The 16,406-nt window shown below is 66.4% G+C and carries 16 protein-coding genes; 13 read left to right on the forward strand and 3 right to left on the reverse strand.

Going from position 1 to position 16,406, the window contains the following annotated elements; translation table 11 throughout:
* On the forward strand, positions 1-1,033 hold a 1,033-nt coding region (locus RF646_RS12400), incomplete at its 5' end, for a hypothetical protein (protein WP_368836129.1).
* 290 nt (positions 1,034-1,323) lie between these two features.
* Here RF646_RS12400 and RF646_RS12405 read toward each other — a convergent pair.
* Positions 1,324-1,854 (reverse strand): hypothetical protein, encoded by a 531-nt coding sequence (locus RF646_RS12405; protein ID WP_368836130.1) that lies wholly within the window; start codon positions 1,852-1,854, stop codon positions 1,324-1,326.
* 1,090 nt (positions 1,855-2,944) lie between these two features.
* Here RF646_RS12405 and RF646_RS12410 point away from each other — a divergent pair.
* From RF646_RS12410 to RF646_RS12430, 5 genes are all read left to right on the forward strand, one after another.
* Positions 2,945-4,738 carry a hypothetical protein gene (locus RF646_RS12410; RefSeq protein ID WP_368836131.1) on the forward strand — a complete coding sequence of 598 codons (1,794 nt, stop codon included), beginning with the start codon at positions 2,945-2,947 and terminating at the stop codon, positions 4,736-4,738.
* Positions 4,735-5,529 (forward strand): hypothetical protein, encoded by a 795-nt coding sequence (locus RF646_RS12415; RefSeq protein WP_318541795.1) that lies wholly within the window; start codon positions 4,735-4,737, stop codon positions 5,527-5,529. Before RF646_RS12410 ends, RF646_RS12415 begins: the two co-directional genes overlap by 4 nt.
* 20 nt (positions 5,530-5,549) lie before the next feature.
* Positions 5,550-5,885: a hypothetical protein gene (locus RF646_RS12420; RefSeq protein ID WP_367405516.1), complete on the forward strand. Its 336-nt coding sequence runs from the start codon at positions 5,550-5,552 to the stop codon at positions 5,883-5,885.
* 124 nt (positions 5,886-6,009) lie between these two features.
* Positions 6,010-6,801, forward strand: a complete 792-nt coding sequence (locus RF646_RS12425; RefSeq protein ID WP_318541797.1) for a ParA family protein — start codon at positions 6,010-6,012, stop codon at positions 6,799-6,801.
* 282 nt (positions 6,802-7,083) lie between these two features.
* Positions 7,084-7,275, forward strand: coding sequence for a hypothetical protein (locus tag RF646_RS12430; protein ID WP_145007908.1), 192 nt, complete (start codon positions 7,084-7,086; stop codon positions 7,273-7,275).
* Positions 7,276-7,348: 73 nt separating this feature from the next.
* On the opposite strand, the gene RF646_RS12435 is transcribed toward RF646_RS12430, so the two are convergent.
* On the reverse strand, positions 7,349-7,615 hold the full coding sequence (locus RF646_RS12435; protein WP_368836132.1) for a hypothetical protein: 267 nt from the start codon (positions 7,613-7,615) through the stop codon (positions 7,349-7,351).
* Between the two features lie 919 nt (positions 7,616-8,534).
* Here RF646_RS12435 and RF646_RS12440 point away from each other — a divergent pair.
* Genes RF646_RS12440 through RF646_RS12450 form a run of 3 tightly spaced genes read left to right on the forward strand, consistent with a single transcriptional unit; the run spans position 8,535 to position 10,968 of the window.
* Positions 8,535-9,434, forward strand: coding sequence for a replication protein RepA (locus tag RF646_RS12440; protein WP_368836133.1), 900 nt, complete (start codon positions 8,535-8,537; stop codon positions 9,432-9,434).
* A gap of 53 nt (positions 9,435-9,487) precedes the next feature.
* The gene (locus RF646_RS12445) at positions 9,488-10,216 is read left to right on the forward strand and encodes a hypothetical protein (RefSeq protein WP_368836134.1); all 729 of its coding nucleotides are present in this window, start codon (positions 9,488-9,490) and stop codon (positions 10,214-10,216) included.
* On the forward strand, positions 10,213-10,968 hold the full coding sequence (locus RF646_RS12450; RefSeq protein WP_368836135.1) for a hypothetical protein: 756 nt from the start codon (positions 10,213-10,215) through the stop codon (positions 10,966-10,968). Before RF646_RS12445 ends, RF646_RS12450 begins: the two co-directional genes overlap by 4 nt.
* On the opposite strand, the gene RF646_RS12455 is transcribed toward RF646_RS12450, so the two are convergent.
* Positions 10,894-11,421, reverse strand: a complete 528-nt coding sequence (locus tag RF646_RS12455) for a hypothetical protein (protein ID WP_368836136.1) — start codon at positions 11,419-11,421, stop codon at positions 10,894-10,896. The genes RF646_RS12450 and RF646_RS12455 overlap by 75 nt on opposite strands.
* Positions 11,422-11,647: 226 nt before the next feature.
* Between RF646_RS12455 and RF646_RS12460 the strand changes: the two genes are divergently transcribed.
* The 4 genes from RF646_RS12460 to RF646_RS12475 are packed head-to-tail and all read left to right on the forward strand — an operon-like array spanning position 11,648 to position 16,400.
* On the forward strand, positions 11,648-12,301 hold the full coding sequence (locus tag RF646_RS12460) for a class F sortase (RefSeq protein ID WP_368836137.1): 654 nt from the start codon (positions 11,648-11,650) through the stop codon (positions 12,299-12,301).
* Complete coding sequence (locus RF646_RS12465; protein WP_368836138.1) at positions 12,298-13,611, forward strand: hypothetical protein; 1,314 nt, start codon at positions 12,298-12,300, stop codon at positions 13,609-13,611. The genes RF646_RS12460 and RF646_RS12465 overlap by 4 nt, the downstream gene beginning before the upstream one ends.
* Positions 13,612-13,667: 56 nt before the next feature.
* Positions 13,668-14,480, forward strand: coding sequence for a hypothetical protein (locus tag RF646_RS12470; protein ID WP_368836139.1), 813 nt, complete (start codon positions 13,668-13,670; stop codon positions 14,478-14,480).
* An 18-nt stretch (positions 14,481-14,498) separates the two neighbouring features.
* Positions 14,499-16,400 (forward strand): hypothetical protein, encoded by a 1,902-nt coding sequence (locus RF646_RS12475; RefSeq protein ID WP_368836140.1) that lies wholly within the window; start codon positions 14,499-14,501, stop codon positions 16,398-16,400.
* Positions 16,401-16,406 lie beyond the last annotated feature (6 nt).

Consider the following 16,406-nt stretch of genomic DNA (forward strand, 5'->3'; position numbering starts at 1 on the left):
GACCCCGGACCCGGCGGAGGGCGCGGAGGCGCGGGTGCCGTGCTGGTGGTCCCGTGACCAGTGGATCCAGGCCGTGGCCCAGGATCTGACCACCGAACTCGGTGCACAGGCGCTGCGCACGCACCGCACGTGCGCGGCCCGTGTGCAGGCCGTGGCCACCGAGGATGCCAAGACTGCCGACACCACCACCGGGCGCAACGTGCGCACGTCTCACGCCACCGTGGCTAAGACGCTGCACTGCAGCGTGGACACCGTGCGCCGGGCACGGCGGGTGCTGCGTGATCTCGGGTGGGCGGTAGAGATCACCCGGGGCCGGTACATGACGCAGGCCGAACGGATCCTGGCCAGTCTCCACAAGGACACCTACCAGAACCGGTTCGCCTCCAACCGCTCCCTGACGATCCCCGCCCGAGCACGAGCTGTGCACCCCTACCCCGAAGGGGTTAAGAATTCCTCTCACAAGCCTTCTCGTGTTGTACCTAGCGCCCGCTCACGCGGGGCCGGTACGCGGAAATCCCAGCCGAAGACATCACGCGCTGCGGGCTCGTGCGTGCCGGTAGGAATCCAGAAGCTCACGGCGCGACTGGTGAACCGACTGCCCTGGCTGGACCGCGGAGATCAGCATCTGCTGGGGCTGGCCCGTTCCTTGGCCCGGTGCGGGGTCAGCGAGGAGTGGACTACCCAGGACCTGCTCAACGCCATGGAGGCCGACCACCGCGACCGTGGGCTGCTCACCCTGGCCCCGAACAGCCAGTCCAACCCCCGGGCGTTGTTCATCCACCAGCTCACTCGCGCGATCTCCGGTCTGGAGCCCCCCGCCAAGGCCAGAGCGCGGGCTCGCGCCGCTCATGCTGCTGCCCGTGCTGCAGAGGCCGGCCAGAAGGCCGCGGCAGCGGCTGGCAAGAAGCCGATGCCGGCCTGGTTCCGTCACGCCGTGGAGCTCGCCCGGGACACCGCCAGCACCGACGGTGCTGCCATGGTCGCGTCACAGCCGTCCACGCACCGCCAGCAGCTGAGCCCGTCGATACAGTAAGGGGCGGGCGGTTTGGTCGCCGCCCATCTGCCGGCTCCTCGCCCGTTGCGCTCGAGGTTTTCTTGCGATTTCCCTCGACTCCGCAGCACCGCGAACCCGGCACAGTGTGGCCCTCACCTCGGTGGGGGCCACACTGCTGTGCCCCGCCCCTTACCCCGGGGTTGATGGTGCTAGAGGGGTCCTAAACCCCAATGGAGTTTTTGAGGGTAAAAACCCCTTTGCATGCCGAAACCCCCATAACGGCCACAACCCCACTAGAGGCGAAAACCCCCACAACCCCTTACTGGTCACTAGGGGCAGTGGGGAAGTCGATAGGTGTAGGTGCGACCCTCCCGTGGGCCGCGGAGCAGCGCCCCGGTGGTCACCAGCTGCTCGATCCCGGCCTGGACGCTGCCCCGGCTGACCCCGAGATCACGTGCGAGCTCAGCATGGCTGAGCGGCCGGGGGAGTTCGGCGTCCAGCACCTGCTCCAGCTTCCGGGCCACCCGCTGGGCCGTGGGGGTCAGCCCCAATGTCCGGGACGCCGGAGGCACCCTCGGGCCGCACCGGTAGGTGATCACCCGCCCGCGCTTGGGCCCGGCCACCAGCCAGCCGGAGTGGCACAACCGCTGCAGAGCACGAGCCACCGACGCCCGTTCCACCCCCAGTTGTGCGGCCACCGACGCGGCGGGAACCGGTACCCACTCACCGGAATCCAGACGAGTAGCTAGCACCACCAGCACCTGCAGCTGGGCGGGTCTCACCGCCGGATCACCCGCAGCCTGGGCCAGCGCTTCCCGGGTGAGAACGCGCTCAGGAGCTACCGGAATTGTGTGCGTCATAGACACAGATGCTATCGGCTTAGACCGCCGGATCACCCGCAGCCTGGGCCGCCGGCACCCGCGATGCTGAGGCCAGGACGGGGGTGCCCCTGGTGGGGCGGGCAGGTGACCCGCAACGGGCGTCCGGTCTACGACAGCAAGCGGGGACAGCCAAAGCCGATGAGGGCCAAGGGCTGCCGAGGGCCAGCTGAACGCCCCCCTAAGACGGGGCAGGAGGGTGGGGCCAGAGGATCATGCGCGGGGGATAGGGGTGTCCGCTGGCTCACCCCGTGCGGGGCAGGGGCACCGTTGCCCACGGCCCCCACTCCGGACCCTTGAGGTCGCACGAGAGGTGGGACCAGGGGACGGGCCCCTGGTGTGAAACCTCCCGGAAACACCCCCATGGTCTAGTCGTGGGCACACGGCAGGGGTGGGTGGAGGCGGGAATCTTTGCCCCCCCGGGGGGGGGGCGGGACTGAGGCAACGCATGATCCTGGGGCCCTGCCCCCCCGGCGCATCCCGTCCGCACTGGGCTGGGAAGGACACCACAGAATCAACACGGGGTCAGAAAGTGAGGGGAATGTGAAGCTGGGTATGAGCAGTGTCGGCCACCCGTCTCGGACGGTTGGACGCCGCGCGCAGTGCGGCCCATGTATATGGGGGGCGGGGTCGATGTGTATGGGCCCCTGCCCCAACTCACCCCCATCAGAGCCAGCTGGAGGGGGCAGCAGAGGCACCGACTGCAGGGGATCCGTGGGGGTCGCCGACCCCCCTGCAACACCCCCACCCCCCCATATACATTTCCGGGCGGCACCCGTACACATCCGGGCCCCGCACCCATATACATCCTGGGTTCCACCCATACACATTTAGGGTTTTTGGAGGGGGTCGCTCGCGTCCCCTGTGCTCCTCGCTTCGCGAGTTCTCGGTGCCGCGAGCGTACCATCCCGAAAAAAATCCGGCCACCCCCGGGGGTTGTGGGGGGCGGTAGGGGCGCGGGAACCCGGGGAACCGCTGGGGTTGCAGGGGGTGAGAACCCCGTGTCGGGCTGGTGTCGTTTCGTCACTACCGGTAGAGTGGTGACGAAACGACACCAGAGAGAGGGGGCGTGATGAGCACCCGACCAATCATCTACAGCACCAAGCGCATCGAGACCTTCTACGTGGACTTCACCACCGGGCGCGGGATCTCCGACGCGGGCCACACTTTCACCTGCCAGGCCTCGCGTGGGCGAAAAAACCCGACGCTGCGAGACAAGCTGGAGACGGTGGCGCACTTGGCGAACCAGACCGCGGAGAAGGCCACGATCGTGTTCACCGGCAAGGTGCCCAAGGCCGAGCCCGGTGACGACGGGCAGAGCCGCCACTGGCTGCTGGTGGACACCGGCCAGTGGGAACCGGAGGGTCACTGGCTGGGCACCCCGCCCACCGGGCGGTTCCGTCACGCGACCACCCGGAAGTACTTCGAGGTGCGCACCGCCGCGGAGTGGTTCGGCTCCACTCGTCTGTCCCCGCCCCAGGCGCGCGAGGCGTTCCAGGTGCTGGACGCGGTGCTGGGGGATCTGTTCGCCAAGCATCTGCCGGCGGGCACCCAGACCGCGCTGATGAAGACCCCCGGGGCCACGGGCATGAATCTGTGGGCAGCCTCGCTGCCCAAGTCGATCACCCTGGAACCGGTCTCTGAGGACATCGCCGAGGAGCTGCACGCCACCAGCGGCCAGCACCACCTCGAGCACACCGTGGCCGGCCCCAGTGCGGACGAGCACCCGGATGTGGTGCCGATGATCGACCCGAACGTGATCACCCACCTGGACAGGTTTGCCTACGTGGACGGACGGTTCATGTACGCCTCCCTGTGCAACCGCCTGGGCCTGGGGCCGGGGGTGCGACTGAACCAGTCCAAGGCCACCGAGCTGTTGGATTCCGACCCCTACTGCCGGGCCCGGTTCCGGGTGAAGTTCACCGTCCCGGACAACTGGCACCACATCGGGATCTTCGGCTGCCAGCACCGTGACACCGCCTCCGGCTGGTACTACCCCAACCGTCCCGGGGCCACCGGGGAGTCCTGGGCTGATGCCGCCGAGGTGTTCGTGGCCCGCAAGTTCGGGTGGGCGGTGGAACCTCTGGAGGCGGTGGTGTTCTCCAAGCAGATGCCGACCCAGCGCAAACGCTTCCACGGCGACGATCACGTGGCCCGCCGGTCCATGACCGAGGCCAAGCCCCTAGACGCCTGGGCGAAGAAGCTCACCGACGCTCGCGCGATGCTGGCCACCGACCCGGGGCTGCCGCCGCTGATGAAGACTGCCCTGGGCGCGGCCCTGCGCGCGATCCTGATCCAGACCATCGGAAAGTTCGCCTCCCGCGGGCGCGGGATGACCCAGTACACCAAGGACCCCAAGACCATCCCCGCCGAGGCGGTGCCCTCGCTGAAACGACTGGGCGAGGCCTACGTGTACCTGATCCCCCAGAGCATGAGCCGTCAGCAGCAGATGTACTACCGCCCAGAGTTCTCCGTGCAGGTCTGGGGCCGGGGCCGGGCCAAGGTTCTGCACAACACCACCAACGGGGTCGAGTGCGGGGCGCTGACCATGCCTGGCTCCTCGATCGTGGGCATCAACGGCGATGCGATCTACAGCTCCTACCTGCCCCAGTGGGCCCTGCCGCAGGAGCAGGGCGGGGTTGACGACGGCAAGGCCGGGCGGCTGCGCCTACAGGGCTACCTGGACTCCCCAGTGCCCACCCCCACCACCCGCGCCGCGCGCGACACCCTGCGCGACAAGGCCCTGAAAGCCGGGGCGCAGCTGAACGCGGACGCGGTGATGGACCAGGCCGCCTTCGACTTCGAGTTCACCTACCAGGACGACCAGCCCACCTCCTACACCGAGGCCACCGCCGAGGAGGCATGATGACCGACCCGACCCAGATGAGCATCGCGGAGCTGACGACCGCGGCGAAGAAGGCCTACGGGATGAGCTGGTCCCAGATGGGCCAGGCTTTCGGACGCAGCGACCGGTGGATGCGGAAACTGGCCAATGGGGAGACCTCCGGCGAGACCTTCCGGGCCGGGCTCACCGAGCTCTACACCACCGGGCAGATCAGCAACTACGTCCCCCGCCGCCGCACCAGGCAGGGCACGCTGATGAAAGTCCGCGGCAAGACCGGCACCGAAGCTGTGACCCCGAGGGACACCCGCGGGAAGGTCGCTCCGAAGACCAAGCGCAACACCTACGGCCACCAGACCACGTTCCTGCCCGGCGGAGCCCGGGACTCTGTGACGACCATGCCCAAGTCCCCCCGGTCCAAGAACCGGGCCAAGGGCTGGAAATCCGTGCACCAGGAAGTCCGCACCGTGGCAAAGTCCCAGGCCCACCGCGACAAGCGCATGAAAGTCCGCGCCGTCGTGGAGTCCAAGGACGGGACCAGCCGGTTCTACGTGAACCTGGGTTCCAAGTCCGGTTATCACGCCTCCGACGTGCTCTCCGACGTGCGCACCGACCATGGTGGGGACTTCGAGGCCTGGGCGAATGACCAGATGCAGAAAGCCGGGGCCAGCAAGGCCGGCTCCTCCGCCCCCGAGGCCATGGGCGACTACTCCATCGTGTCCATGCAGGTCACCAGCTTCGAGGCCTCCCGAACCAAACCCGAACGCATCGCCCAGGACGCCGCCGGCACCCGCCGCCGTGGCCGGTGGGGCTAGAACCCAGGAGGACCCACGCCATGGAACCGCTTGAATCCACCGACCTGCGCGCCGCCGTGCGCGCCGCCCTGGCATCGACCACCACCGACCAGGGCCTGGCCGCGGAACTGGTGGCCAACGGCGCGCTGCGCACCGTGCTCGAGACCGCCACGATCCCCAGTGCCGATGCCGCCCAGCTGCTGGGGATCCAACCCGAGTCCGTGCGCAAACTCGTCCGCAAGGCCACCACGTTCCCGTCCCCGGTGGTCACCGGGCGGCGGTTCGCCACCGCAGAGATCCAGAGCTACCGGGACACTCACGCCCGAGGTCCGCGGGCCAGCTCACCTGATCCCGCCGCCCCCACGAACAGACGATAGAGGGGTTATTGGGGTCAAAAACTCCAATAACCCCTGTAACCCCATTGCCCCCCGCAACCCCGCTGGCTACACTGGAGGCAATGGAAGCAGTGGGGTCAATAACCCCAAAAACAGAGGAGACGCGATGACCGCCGTAGTAGCGATCAGCAACCAGAAGGGCGGGGTGGGGAAGTCCACCACCACCTACCATCTGGCTCGAGCAGCCCACACCCAGGGAATCCCCACACTGGTCATCGACATGGACCCGCAGGGCAACATCACCTCGTCGCTGGCAGGGGAGTCGGTCACCGAAGACCAGGCCGGTGTCGCGGATGCCCTGAGCACCCGGGCCCCAGAGACGCTGCAGGACGTTCTCGTCCCCACAATCTGGTCGAATGTGACCCTGGCGCCCACCGTGAGTGACGTGCTGGCAGTGGTGCGCGATGAGATGGTCATCGCCGGAGCCGGGCGGGAATCACGGCTCAAGGAGGCCCTGGCCTCGGTGGTGGCCAACTACGAGCTGGTGCTCATCGACTGCCCCCCAAGCCTGGACCAGCTGGCCCTGAACTCGATGACGGCAGCCAGTCAGGTGCTGGTGATCACCCACCCCGGGCAGTATTCCGCCAACGGACTCGGACGGCTGCTGGAAACGATCCGGGCGGTGCGCTCGTTCTACAACCCGCAGCTGCGGGTGGCCGGGGTGCTCATCAACCAGTACGACAAGCAGACCCGCAACGACGGCCACTGGCGTCTGGAGATCGAGCGTGCCTTGGAGTCCAACGAGGTGGCGATGCTGGAACCGGTGATCCCGAAGCGCGCCATGATCAAAGGCGCCACCGAAGCCGGCTACGGCCTGGACGAATGGCCCGAAGCGACGGAGGAAGCCCAGCGCCTCCACGGCCTGTACTCCAGCCACCTGGCCACCCTGCTGTCCTAACCCCTCCACGAGGAGAAAAGAATCATGCCCGCGCCCCAGCCACGCACGTCATCGCTCACAAAGCGGCACCCCGCCACCCCTGCCCAGACCGCAGAGCACACCGAGGAAGGCCCCACGGTCACACCTCGGGAAGAGCCCACGGTCTCCACTCCTTCACCGGGGGCCATCCCAGCCCAGGATTCGGGTGTCCAGGCACCGCCTGCGCAGGCCCCCGCTGCAGAGGCCTCGGCCGAAAGCGAAGCCCCTGACCGGTCCCGCGGGGGCAGGCCCCGGACGAGGACGGTGAACGGGGAGGTCAAGCGCAAGACGAACTTCTACATCACGCCCAGCGACAAGGCCCGGGCCATGCGCGCCCAACGCATCGGCAGCGTGTACGGCGAAGACATGGACACCTGGACCGGGTTCGTAGAACGAGCCGTGATGGAGCTGACCAAGGAAATCGAGCGCAAGTACAACGACTCCAAGCCGTTCTAAGGACCGGGGAGTGGGCGTGGGCCCGACACCAGCACTGGTGTCGGGCCCACGCCCACTCCCCGTTGATCGTGACCTATGCCGCGTGACCTTGAGCCGGCAGGTGTTCCGCGGCCCATGCGTGCAGGTCATCTGCTGTCCAGGCCTGAGCGGCAGGGAAGACCATCATCGCCGCCGGCGCCAGCGGATGCTCCTGCAAAGCCTTCTCAAACACCGGGTGGGCGACCCCCAGAAGAAGCGCCGCCTCCTCGCTGGTGTACACGCACGTGGCCCGCGGAGATCGCCTCCTGGTGTGCCGGCTGACCTTGTGCAACCACAGATCCAACGTGGTGGTGGTCCACACGGGCTTCGGTGTGCCAGTAGAGCTGCGGTGAATCGTGGCATCAGCCGGGATCTCTACCCGGGCCCGCCAGTTGTTGAACGTGGTGGGAGTCAGCCCCGTGTAGCTGATCGCCGCAGAAGGCGAGAGCAGCTGAATCGGTGACCCAGGCGTGCATCGACTCCACTGCTGGAGAGTTTCTGCGCTCCATGCTGGCTGAGGGCGCCGAGAAGAGCTGGCAGTGAGGACCAGGGCATCGGGGGCTTGTCTCTCGAGCTCCACCCACTCGTTGAGGGTGAACCGGCTGACACCGAGCAACGAGGCCGCGGCCTGACCTGTGTAGTAGTCGGCTGGTGCTGCGGGCATAGGGGCTACTCCGGCTGTCTGGGACCATCGTGGGCTTCGCTTGCAGTCTACGAACTCGACCCCAGGGGAGTGCTGCCTGAACGACTCCGAGCCCGCCAGCCGAGTTATCCACAGACTGCGTTGTCCACAAGCCGCGCTCCTCGCGCGTTAACCAAGGACGACGGATTGAAGGTTCTTAAGGTGGTTCAGGGAGAGTCTTCAGGGGCAGAAGTTATCCACAGGCCTACATGCCTTGCAAACACTGGGATCCAGGCCTTCTCTGACCCTCCGTTCGGTACCGAAATGTCCCACTGTGGTACCGAAATGTCCCACTTCGGTACCGAAATGTCCCACTCTGGTACCGAAATGTCCCACCCCTGGCGGGTTTGGTACCGAAATGTCCCACTCTGGCGCGTCTGCAGGGGCATTCTCCAGGTTAAATATCCACAGGTCTGGCATACCTCCGACAGATGCGTATCTGTGAAGTGCTGAGGTATGCTCGGGCCCGGAAGGCCTACAAAAAAAGCCCCCCGGCTGCTACCAACAGACCGAGGGGCGGGTCATCCGACGATGCGGACTCGAAGAAGGATGACTGCTCATGCCGATAGTACCGGTTTCTCCAGATCCAGCCCAGCGGCTGGGCTATCTTCTCCCCGCGTTCATCAACTTGTCCTTGCCCAATGCCGCGGTGGAGGCTCACTCGTGGACGCGCACCAACGGTAACCAGACCCTGACTGTCGCGGCAGGCACCGGCATCGGGCCCGATGGCAGCGAGTCCTTCATCCCCTACGGGAAGATGGCTCGCGCCGCGTTGATGTTCCTCTGCACTGATGCCGTGGTCACTGGTCACCCGATCATTCCCGTCTCGCAGACCTACCGCGGTTTCCTCAAGCAGCTCGGCGTGACGTGGAACGCGCGCAACTGCGCCAATGCGATCCGGCAGCTGCAGGCCGTCGCCGCCTCCCACATCACCCTGACCACCACCACGGAGCAGGACGACGCCACCTCGACGGTGGATAACGAGCGGTTCACGATTTCTTTCCGTGATCACATGGTTTTCCGGGGTGCGCGAGACGCCAGATTGGCGGAACCGGAAGAGTCGCACATCGAACTCAGCACGGACTTCATGCGCCTGGTGAGCGAGCACGGCGCGGTGCCCATCCGCGCCGACGCCTGGCGCCACCTCCTGGAGCGCAGCAAGACGCCCCTGGCTCTTGACCTGTACGTGTGGCTCTCCTACCGGCTCTACAGCATCAAAATGCCCGTGCGGATCTCATGGGCCCAGCTGCACCAGCAGTTCGGCTCCAGCGGTGATGTGGTCCGTTTCAAGGCCAAGTTCCGCGCAGCCCTCGAGCAGGTCAAGGAGGTTTACCCCGAGGCCAACGTCAAGGAGTTCGGGGACACCAGCCGCGGTTCCACGCACGGGATCATGCTCTCTTTGTCCAAGAACGCACTGGACTCGAGGTGGGCCAGCATCGGCTTGTGCCCTGCAACGTGACGATATGATCAGGTCCGTCACGTTGGATCCGAGGAACGCTGGGGGGCCTTGCCATGCGCTTGACCTCAGCGGAACTGGACGCATGGGCCGGAGAGCTGTACTCCCGATTAGGGGAAAAGCTGTCCTGGACCAGGGTTTCCCGGGATGCGGAGTTCAAGTCCGTCACGGTGAGCATGCAGCGCACCCGCAATCAGGTGGACGCCCAGATGCTAATCAACATCTGCCACACCAGAAAGCTGGATCCGCTGCGCGAACTGAGCCGCATACCGCGATGGTCATTTCTGGGCGAAGCCACCTCGAAGCCCACCCAGGTCGAGATCCTGGCCTCCGTCCACCCGGCCTACGCGCTCCAAGAGCTCACCGACCGCCTGCTCGTGAGAATACCTAAGCCCCCGGGCTTCGCCAGCTGGGATGACTACCCCGCTCGGTTCTCCACCTGGATTGACGTCGCCGGCACAAACTCAACGCGGGAGGCGCTGAGGGAGACGCTGGGGCTGACGGCATCGTCCATGAGCAAACGCTTGAACGGGCGAGAGCGGTTCAGGGTCGATGAGGTGATCGACGGGTTCTCAGCGGCTCAGATGGATCCCGTGTACGCGCTCGTACTAGCCGGAGCAATTACCCCCCAAGATGCCGGCTATGGAGAAAACCTGCGGAAAGACGCCCTTCTGGCGGTTTCCGACGACGATTTACTGGCGCTCACCATGAAGCAACAGCGGTATGTCCGTCGGATTCTTAAAGACCAACACATAGCGGGGGAGTATCTAGGAAAACTCCAATGACACTGACCGACGTGGTCGCGCTGCTGGTAATAGCGGCACTCACCATCAGCTTGGGCCTGCGGCTCATCAAAGGGGAATGGCGGTCTACCAGCAAAGCTCTTCTGGTAAGCCAAACCCTAGTACTGATCTTGTTCGTAATTTCCCTCAGCTGGACATACCCCGCCCTGGACAGGGCCATGGGCCAGCGAAACTACTTGAATCTGGGCATGCACCTCGTCTACGTCGCGGCGTCGTGGATCTACACCACGGTGGTCGCGGCCCCGCTCGTCGCTGCAGGCCGTCACCCCGTTGTGCTGAGGCCATGGGTGCCAGTGGTAGCGGCAGCAGGTGTCACGTCCACGTTCTTTCTCATGGGGGCAGACAGCACAACCTCACGGGGACTGGAGGACTTCGTGGGGAGCCCGGCATGGACCGGGTACCTTCTCTCCACCCATATGTGCCTGTGGGTCCCCGCGTTCTCCCTCGTGCCGTGGCTGCTGAACCTGCTCAAGTCCACGCCGCTGCGCGGCCTCCGGTTCACGTACTGCGCCTTGCTCGTGGGCTACGGGGGATCAGTGGCCGCCATGGGCGGTTACGTCCTGAACTCGTTTGCGCCGCGCACCATCGTCGTGCGTGAGAGCCTGATCCTCCTCACGGCCATGGGTATCATCCTGGCGCTCATCAGCATCTCGGTGTCCTCACACCAGCAAGCCGCACAGTACAGAGCCCGTCAGCAGGCCCAGGCCGAAGCCGCTCGCAGCTTCCAGCACTGAGTGCCGCTGGGCATAAACCCGCGCCCAGGGGACGCCCAGAGCAACGACAACGGCAGGGGCGATCCATCCCGGATGGCCCGCGATGACGGGCAAGCACACGGCGGTGAATGCGGCGGCCAGGGCATGCACGCTGATCTTCATCTTGAGGTTGATGCCCGCGACCACCAGCAAGATGCCCAGGGCATAGGTCGCTATGAGCCTGAGCTGCCACGACCCGTCCGCGAACCACGTAAAGGCCACCCCAACCAAAAACGAGGCAGCCGAGGCCACGTAGAAGCCGTGACGCTGCTCGCGGCGCACGATGTACCGATCGGTGGTGCGCCGGCTGTACGCCAACCACCAGGACAGAACCATGGGCACCACCACGATGAAGAAGATGGCCCCAGAGGCCAGGAGCCAGGGGTGGGCCTCATAGCGGGCCGCAGCCACCGCGAGCAGAGCCCCGATCAGCACAAACGGTGAGCCCACCTCAGTGATGACGGATGCGAGAGCACTCCTCGAAAACTTCATACAAAAACGCAACTTCCTGGGTATTGGTGATATTGTGAACACGTGGTTGTGAGGACCACGCACATCACTTGGTACTTGGGAGGGTCCAGTGGCGAAAACCGGTACATCACGCACCAGCCGAACAGGCTACGCGACCGCAGGGGCAGCCCTTCTGGTGGTCGCAGGTGGCATGTTCGCGGTGCAGCAGGCCGGGGCGACCACCACGACCGACCAAGACGGAACCCAGGTCACCTACGCCGATGCCGAGCACGTGGGGACCACCGACGAGGGCATGAAATACGCCCCCCGCCCGGGCAAGGAGTTCCGAGGGAAGACGTGCCCCTCCACTGTCTCTACCGCCCCGAGCCCGTCCGCCAACGAGCTCGAGGCCGACAGCCTGCCGGCAACCGTGCCGGTGGGGCACAGCTCCGATCTCTCGGCGCTACCGGATGCCCCCACCGCTGTCCGCTACGACCCCTCCGCCCCTCTGGGCTCACCCCACGGGAAGACGGTCATCGCTGGCCACGTGGACTACAGCCCCGGGACGCGCAGTGCCGCAGGCGGGGAGCTCTCCCCGTTTGGACACCTGCATAAGATCCGCCCGTGCGAGCACATCACCGCCACCGACGAGGCGGGGCGCCCGCACACCTACGCTGTCACCGACCTCTACACCGTGCCCCAGTCCGAGATCGAGTCCACGGGCATCTTCACCCGCTCGGGCGACCCGGGCCTGGCGCTCGTGACCTGTTCGGGCCCCTCGGTGGGGGACACAGGGACGACCATCGGCTTCGCCTACCGGTACAACCTCGTGGTGGAGGCGGCCCCTGTGGAGGTGGCGGCATGATCGGCAAGAAGACCCCCACCCGGTTCACCATCACCCGCGGCGATCCCTGGCTGATCAACGGGGCTGCGACGGAGGCCACCAGCCCTCACGAAGCCCTGCGGGAGATCTACGCAGCAGCCAAGCGCTTCCCGATCACGGTCGAGGTGGAGCAGGGGAAGGACCCCAGCTTTTTTCTGGAGATGGACAGCAACGGGCGCACAGCCCCGATCCAGGACACGGCGACTGCGCAGACCGAGGCGGCTGAACCGTCAACACCGGCAGCAGAGAACGAACCCACGCATGAGGAGCTCACCCGCGCGCACGAGCTCCTGGACGAGAACAGCGGCAGCGAGGCGGTGGAGAGCCCACGACGTCTGACCCCCCTCGCCCTGGGGTTGTTCGCCCTGGCGGTTCTGGTGGCAGGAGCGGTGGCAGCAGCCATGCTGTTCTTCGGTGGTGAGGATGCACCCGTGGCCGCGGAATCTGCCGTGCCCTCCGACTCTGCTTCCGTATCGATTCCGCAGGGATGGAAGATCCCAGACGGACAACGCGCGCTCACCGTGTTCCAGGACCAGGTAGTGACCCTGGAAGGGTCCACTCTGCGGATCCTCAACGCCGAGACCGGGGAGCAGCTTGGGGACCCGAAACAGGTTAAGGACCCCGAGAACGTCCGCTACCTGGGGGGAACTACGGCAGGAGCCGTGGATACCGGGAGGGGAGAGGTCGTCGTTCTCCAGGGGAATCAGGCGAAGGTCTACTCAGGATCTCTCAACGCCCGCGGCCCCGAACCGGTGGTGGTCGCTGCGGAGACTTATCGCACATCTACTGGTGCTGAGCACGTCATCGGCAAAGGCCAGGCCGTCCTTGCCGGCACGGCTGAGGAGACGGTTCTGGCTCAGGGGCCCAACAAGATCACCATCGGCAAACGCACCACCACGCTCAAGGCGCCAGTGCCCGACGCCAAGATCACCCAGTGGGTGGGGGCAAGCAATGAGCGAACCATTGTCGAGTGGGGCAAAGGGTCCAAACGGTGGTTGGTTTCTCACGACAACGCCAGTGGTGCAGTGAAGATGCAGAAAGACATCACGGGCAACAAGGTCTCCGTCCGCTCGGGAAAAATCTGGGTCGGCACCGACCAATATCTCCAAGGAAACCAGGTGCAGAAGCTGTGCGCAGGTGGCCAGCAAGTGGACAGCTCCATCGTCTGCCCTGAGGGGGACCACTGGATAACCGCTGACCACAAGCGCACGTTTTCCCACCGCCCCGAGGCCGTATCCCCGAGCCACGCCGTAATCGACGGAATGGTCACACGCGAGAAGGAAGAGAAATGAAGACAACCCGAATTCTGACCACCGCTGCCGCCGCCTCAGCAATCACGCTAGGGGGCATGAGCGCCGCGCAGGCGTCCGAGGTCTACCCCCAGGACACGACAGCCGCTCACGCAACTGCGACTGATCCCGTCGCAGAGCCAGGAGTCGAAGCCCCCGAGCCCCCAGCAGCAGAGGAGCCCGCCCCGGAGGAACCGCCGGTGAGCCCGGCACCGGAGGAGCCCGCCCCGGAGGAACCGCCGGTGAGCCCGGCACCGGAGGAGCCCGCCCCGGAGGAACCGCCGGTGAGCCCGGCCCCCGTGGTCCCGGCCCCCGAGCAGCCGGCCCCCGTGGTCCCGGCCCCGGAGCAGCCGGCCCCGGAGCAGCCGGCCCCCGTGGTCCCGGCCCCCGAGCAGCCGGCCCCCGTGGTCCCGGCCCCGGAGCAGCCGGCCCCGGAGCAGCCGGCCCCCGTGGTCCCGGCCCCGGAGCAGCCGGCCCCGGAGCAGTCGGCCCCCGTGGTCCCGACGCCCGCGGCTCCTGTGCCTGTCGTGCCGCAGGCAGCCGCTCAAACTCCCGTTCCGGCAGCAGCTGGGGCGGCAACACACTCCGCGGGGTCCGTCGTGACGGCGCCGCCCAGCTCCTCCCAGCTGTCGGCGCCCGTGTCTCCTGCACCTCACCAGGACGTGGCCCTCCCGGCCACCACGGCGGATCCCGCGGTCACTCACCAGAACGAGACCGGGGCACGTCACGTCGCAGCCGGCGCCGCCGGCGCGGCAGGGTCCGACTTCATGCAGTGGGCCTGGACGCTTCCCGCGGCCCTGGGCACCGCCCTGCTGGGTCGAGGAGCCCTCTCCAAGAGGGCCACCGCACGACACCGGGCCACCGGCAAGTAAGGACGAGAGGAGTTGACGATGGGCAGCAACCGCGAGGAAAAGATCGACGCCTGGATCTTCGAGCAGGGCATCAAGGAAGACCGGCGCCGGCGCATCATCCCGTCCTCCACGGATCGGATCACGCACCAGCCGGTAGGCACCGGCCTCGAAGCGATGGAGAACGTCGCCCGGTACTTCGGTGACCACCCGGAGCTGCCCATCGTCGAGCTCGGCAGCATCAACCACGAGCGCATCTCCCTCACCTTCGCGCACGAGATCGAGATGGAGGAGCCCTTCTACCACGTCTCTGAGGACTACCGCGACCAGTGGGCCATCACCCATGAGGATGCCCTGGCCCTGGAAACGGGAGCAGCATATGGGACACAGACCGCGGCGCTCACCGCAGTGGGCAACGGCCCCGACGGCATGAAGATCATGCTGAACACCGCGCGGTGGCAGGTCCTTGGCTCCGTGGGGCTTGCCCAGTTCACCTCCGCGCTCATGGTGGGGCAGGTCATGGAGCAGGCCACCGAGCCCTGGGCCGCAGACCTGCACATCTGGCTGGTCGGATACCACGAGCTGGGCCCCAAGCTCGTGGCCTTCCTCAGCAAGCACCACCAGGAATCCTCGTTCCACCTGGTGGAGACCATCGAGCAGATCACCGCCGATGACCTGGCAGGAGCGCCCGCAACGATCTACGTGAAGGACTCCAGCCCCGCAACGGTCGTGGTCTACAACCGCATCCGCTCGGAACACACCGGGCTGCTCACCGACACCGTGGCCACTGAGCAGGCCATGTTCATCTCCGAGGACGAGGACGGTCTGGCGACCGTCGTGAACGCAGGGCCCCACGGGCTGCGGATCATGCCCAACCTCGTGGGAGAGCAGCACGAGCTGTACCAGGCCATGGAGGTCATCTGGGAGAAGCGGGAAGAAGAGGCTCAATCTGCGGCGTCTGCGTTCGAGAACATCAGCGTGGAGGACTTCGCCGCTGAGCCCTCGTCCAGCACCGCCCCGGAGGTGGACGTGTCAGCAGAGACGCTGGAGGCGATGTTCAACGGGCCCGAGGCTGGTCAGACGGAGAGAGACGGCGACCCCCAGGACCACCCGGACCTCGAGCAGAACGCCGGCACCGGAGCGGCTGAGGAGGATGTGGCGTCAGCTGAGGCGCTGGAGGCGATGTTCAACGCGCCCGAGGTGGAGAGCACCGGGGCGGATGATCAGCCACAGGATCCCGAGAACACCGAAGAGCTGCATTCCACCAGTTCTGCTGCGGAGGCGGACGTGTCGGCAGAGACGCTGGAGGCCATGGACAACGAGCCCGCTGCGGGCAAAGCCATCAAGGAGGAGCAGCCCCAGACCACCGCCGAGTCCACGGATCTTCCCGAGCTCGAGGAAGCTGGCCAGGTGCGGGAGGAAGCCCTCGAATCCCCGGCCAGGATCGAGCTGAGCCTGATGGGCAAGCCCGAGATCCACGGGGCCACCGGTGAATCCGCTGGGCGCGCGGCAGGAGAAGTCGTCGCCTACCTCCACCTCCACGGTGGCCACTCGGACGTAGCCGCGTTCAGCGATGCTGTCTGGCCCGATGCAGAGAACGAAGGACACGCGGCCAGGATCAGGCGGACCCGCACGGCAAAGCGCATCCGAGAGCTCCTGCCCGATGCACTGAGCACCGAGAACGGGTGGACCCTCGCACCAGTCCGCACCGACGTGGACGATCTCCTCGCGCACCTCGAGCAAGGGGAAGAAACCCAGGAAGCGCTGGAGGCATGTGCCGCGGTGAGGAGCCCCCTGGAGGGCTGCCACGGGTGGGCGGATGAACATCGCCAGGCGCTGCGCGAGAAGATCACCCACCACCTGAATGAGGCCGTGGGCCTGGCGCTTGAAAATGACCACTTCAAGCTGGCCAAGGCAGCACGGGAAGCGACCAAGAGACTCTGACGGTAA

Source organism: Kocuria sp. CPCC 205261 (genome assembly GCF_040981025.1).
GTDB classification, from domain to species: domain Bacteria; phylum Actinomycetota; class Actinomycetes; order Actinomycetales; family Micrococcaceae; genus Kocuria; species Kocuria marina.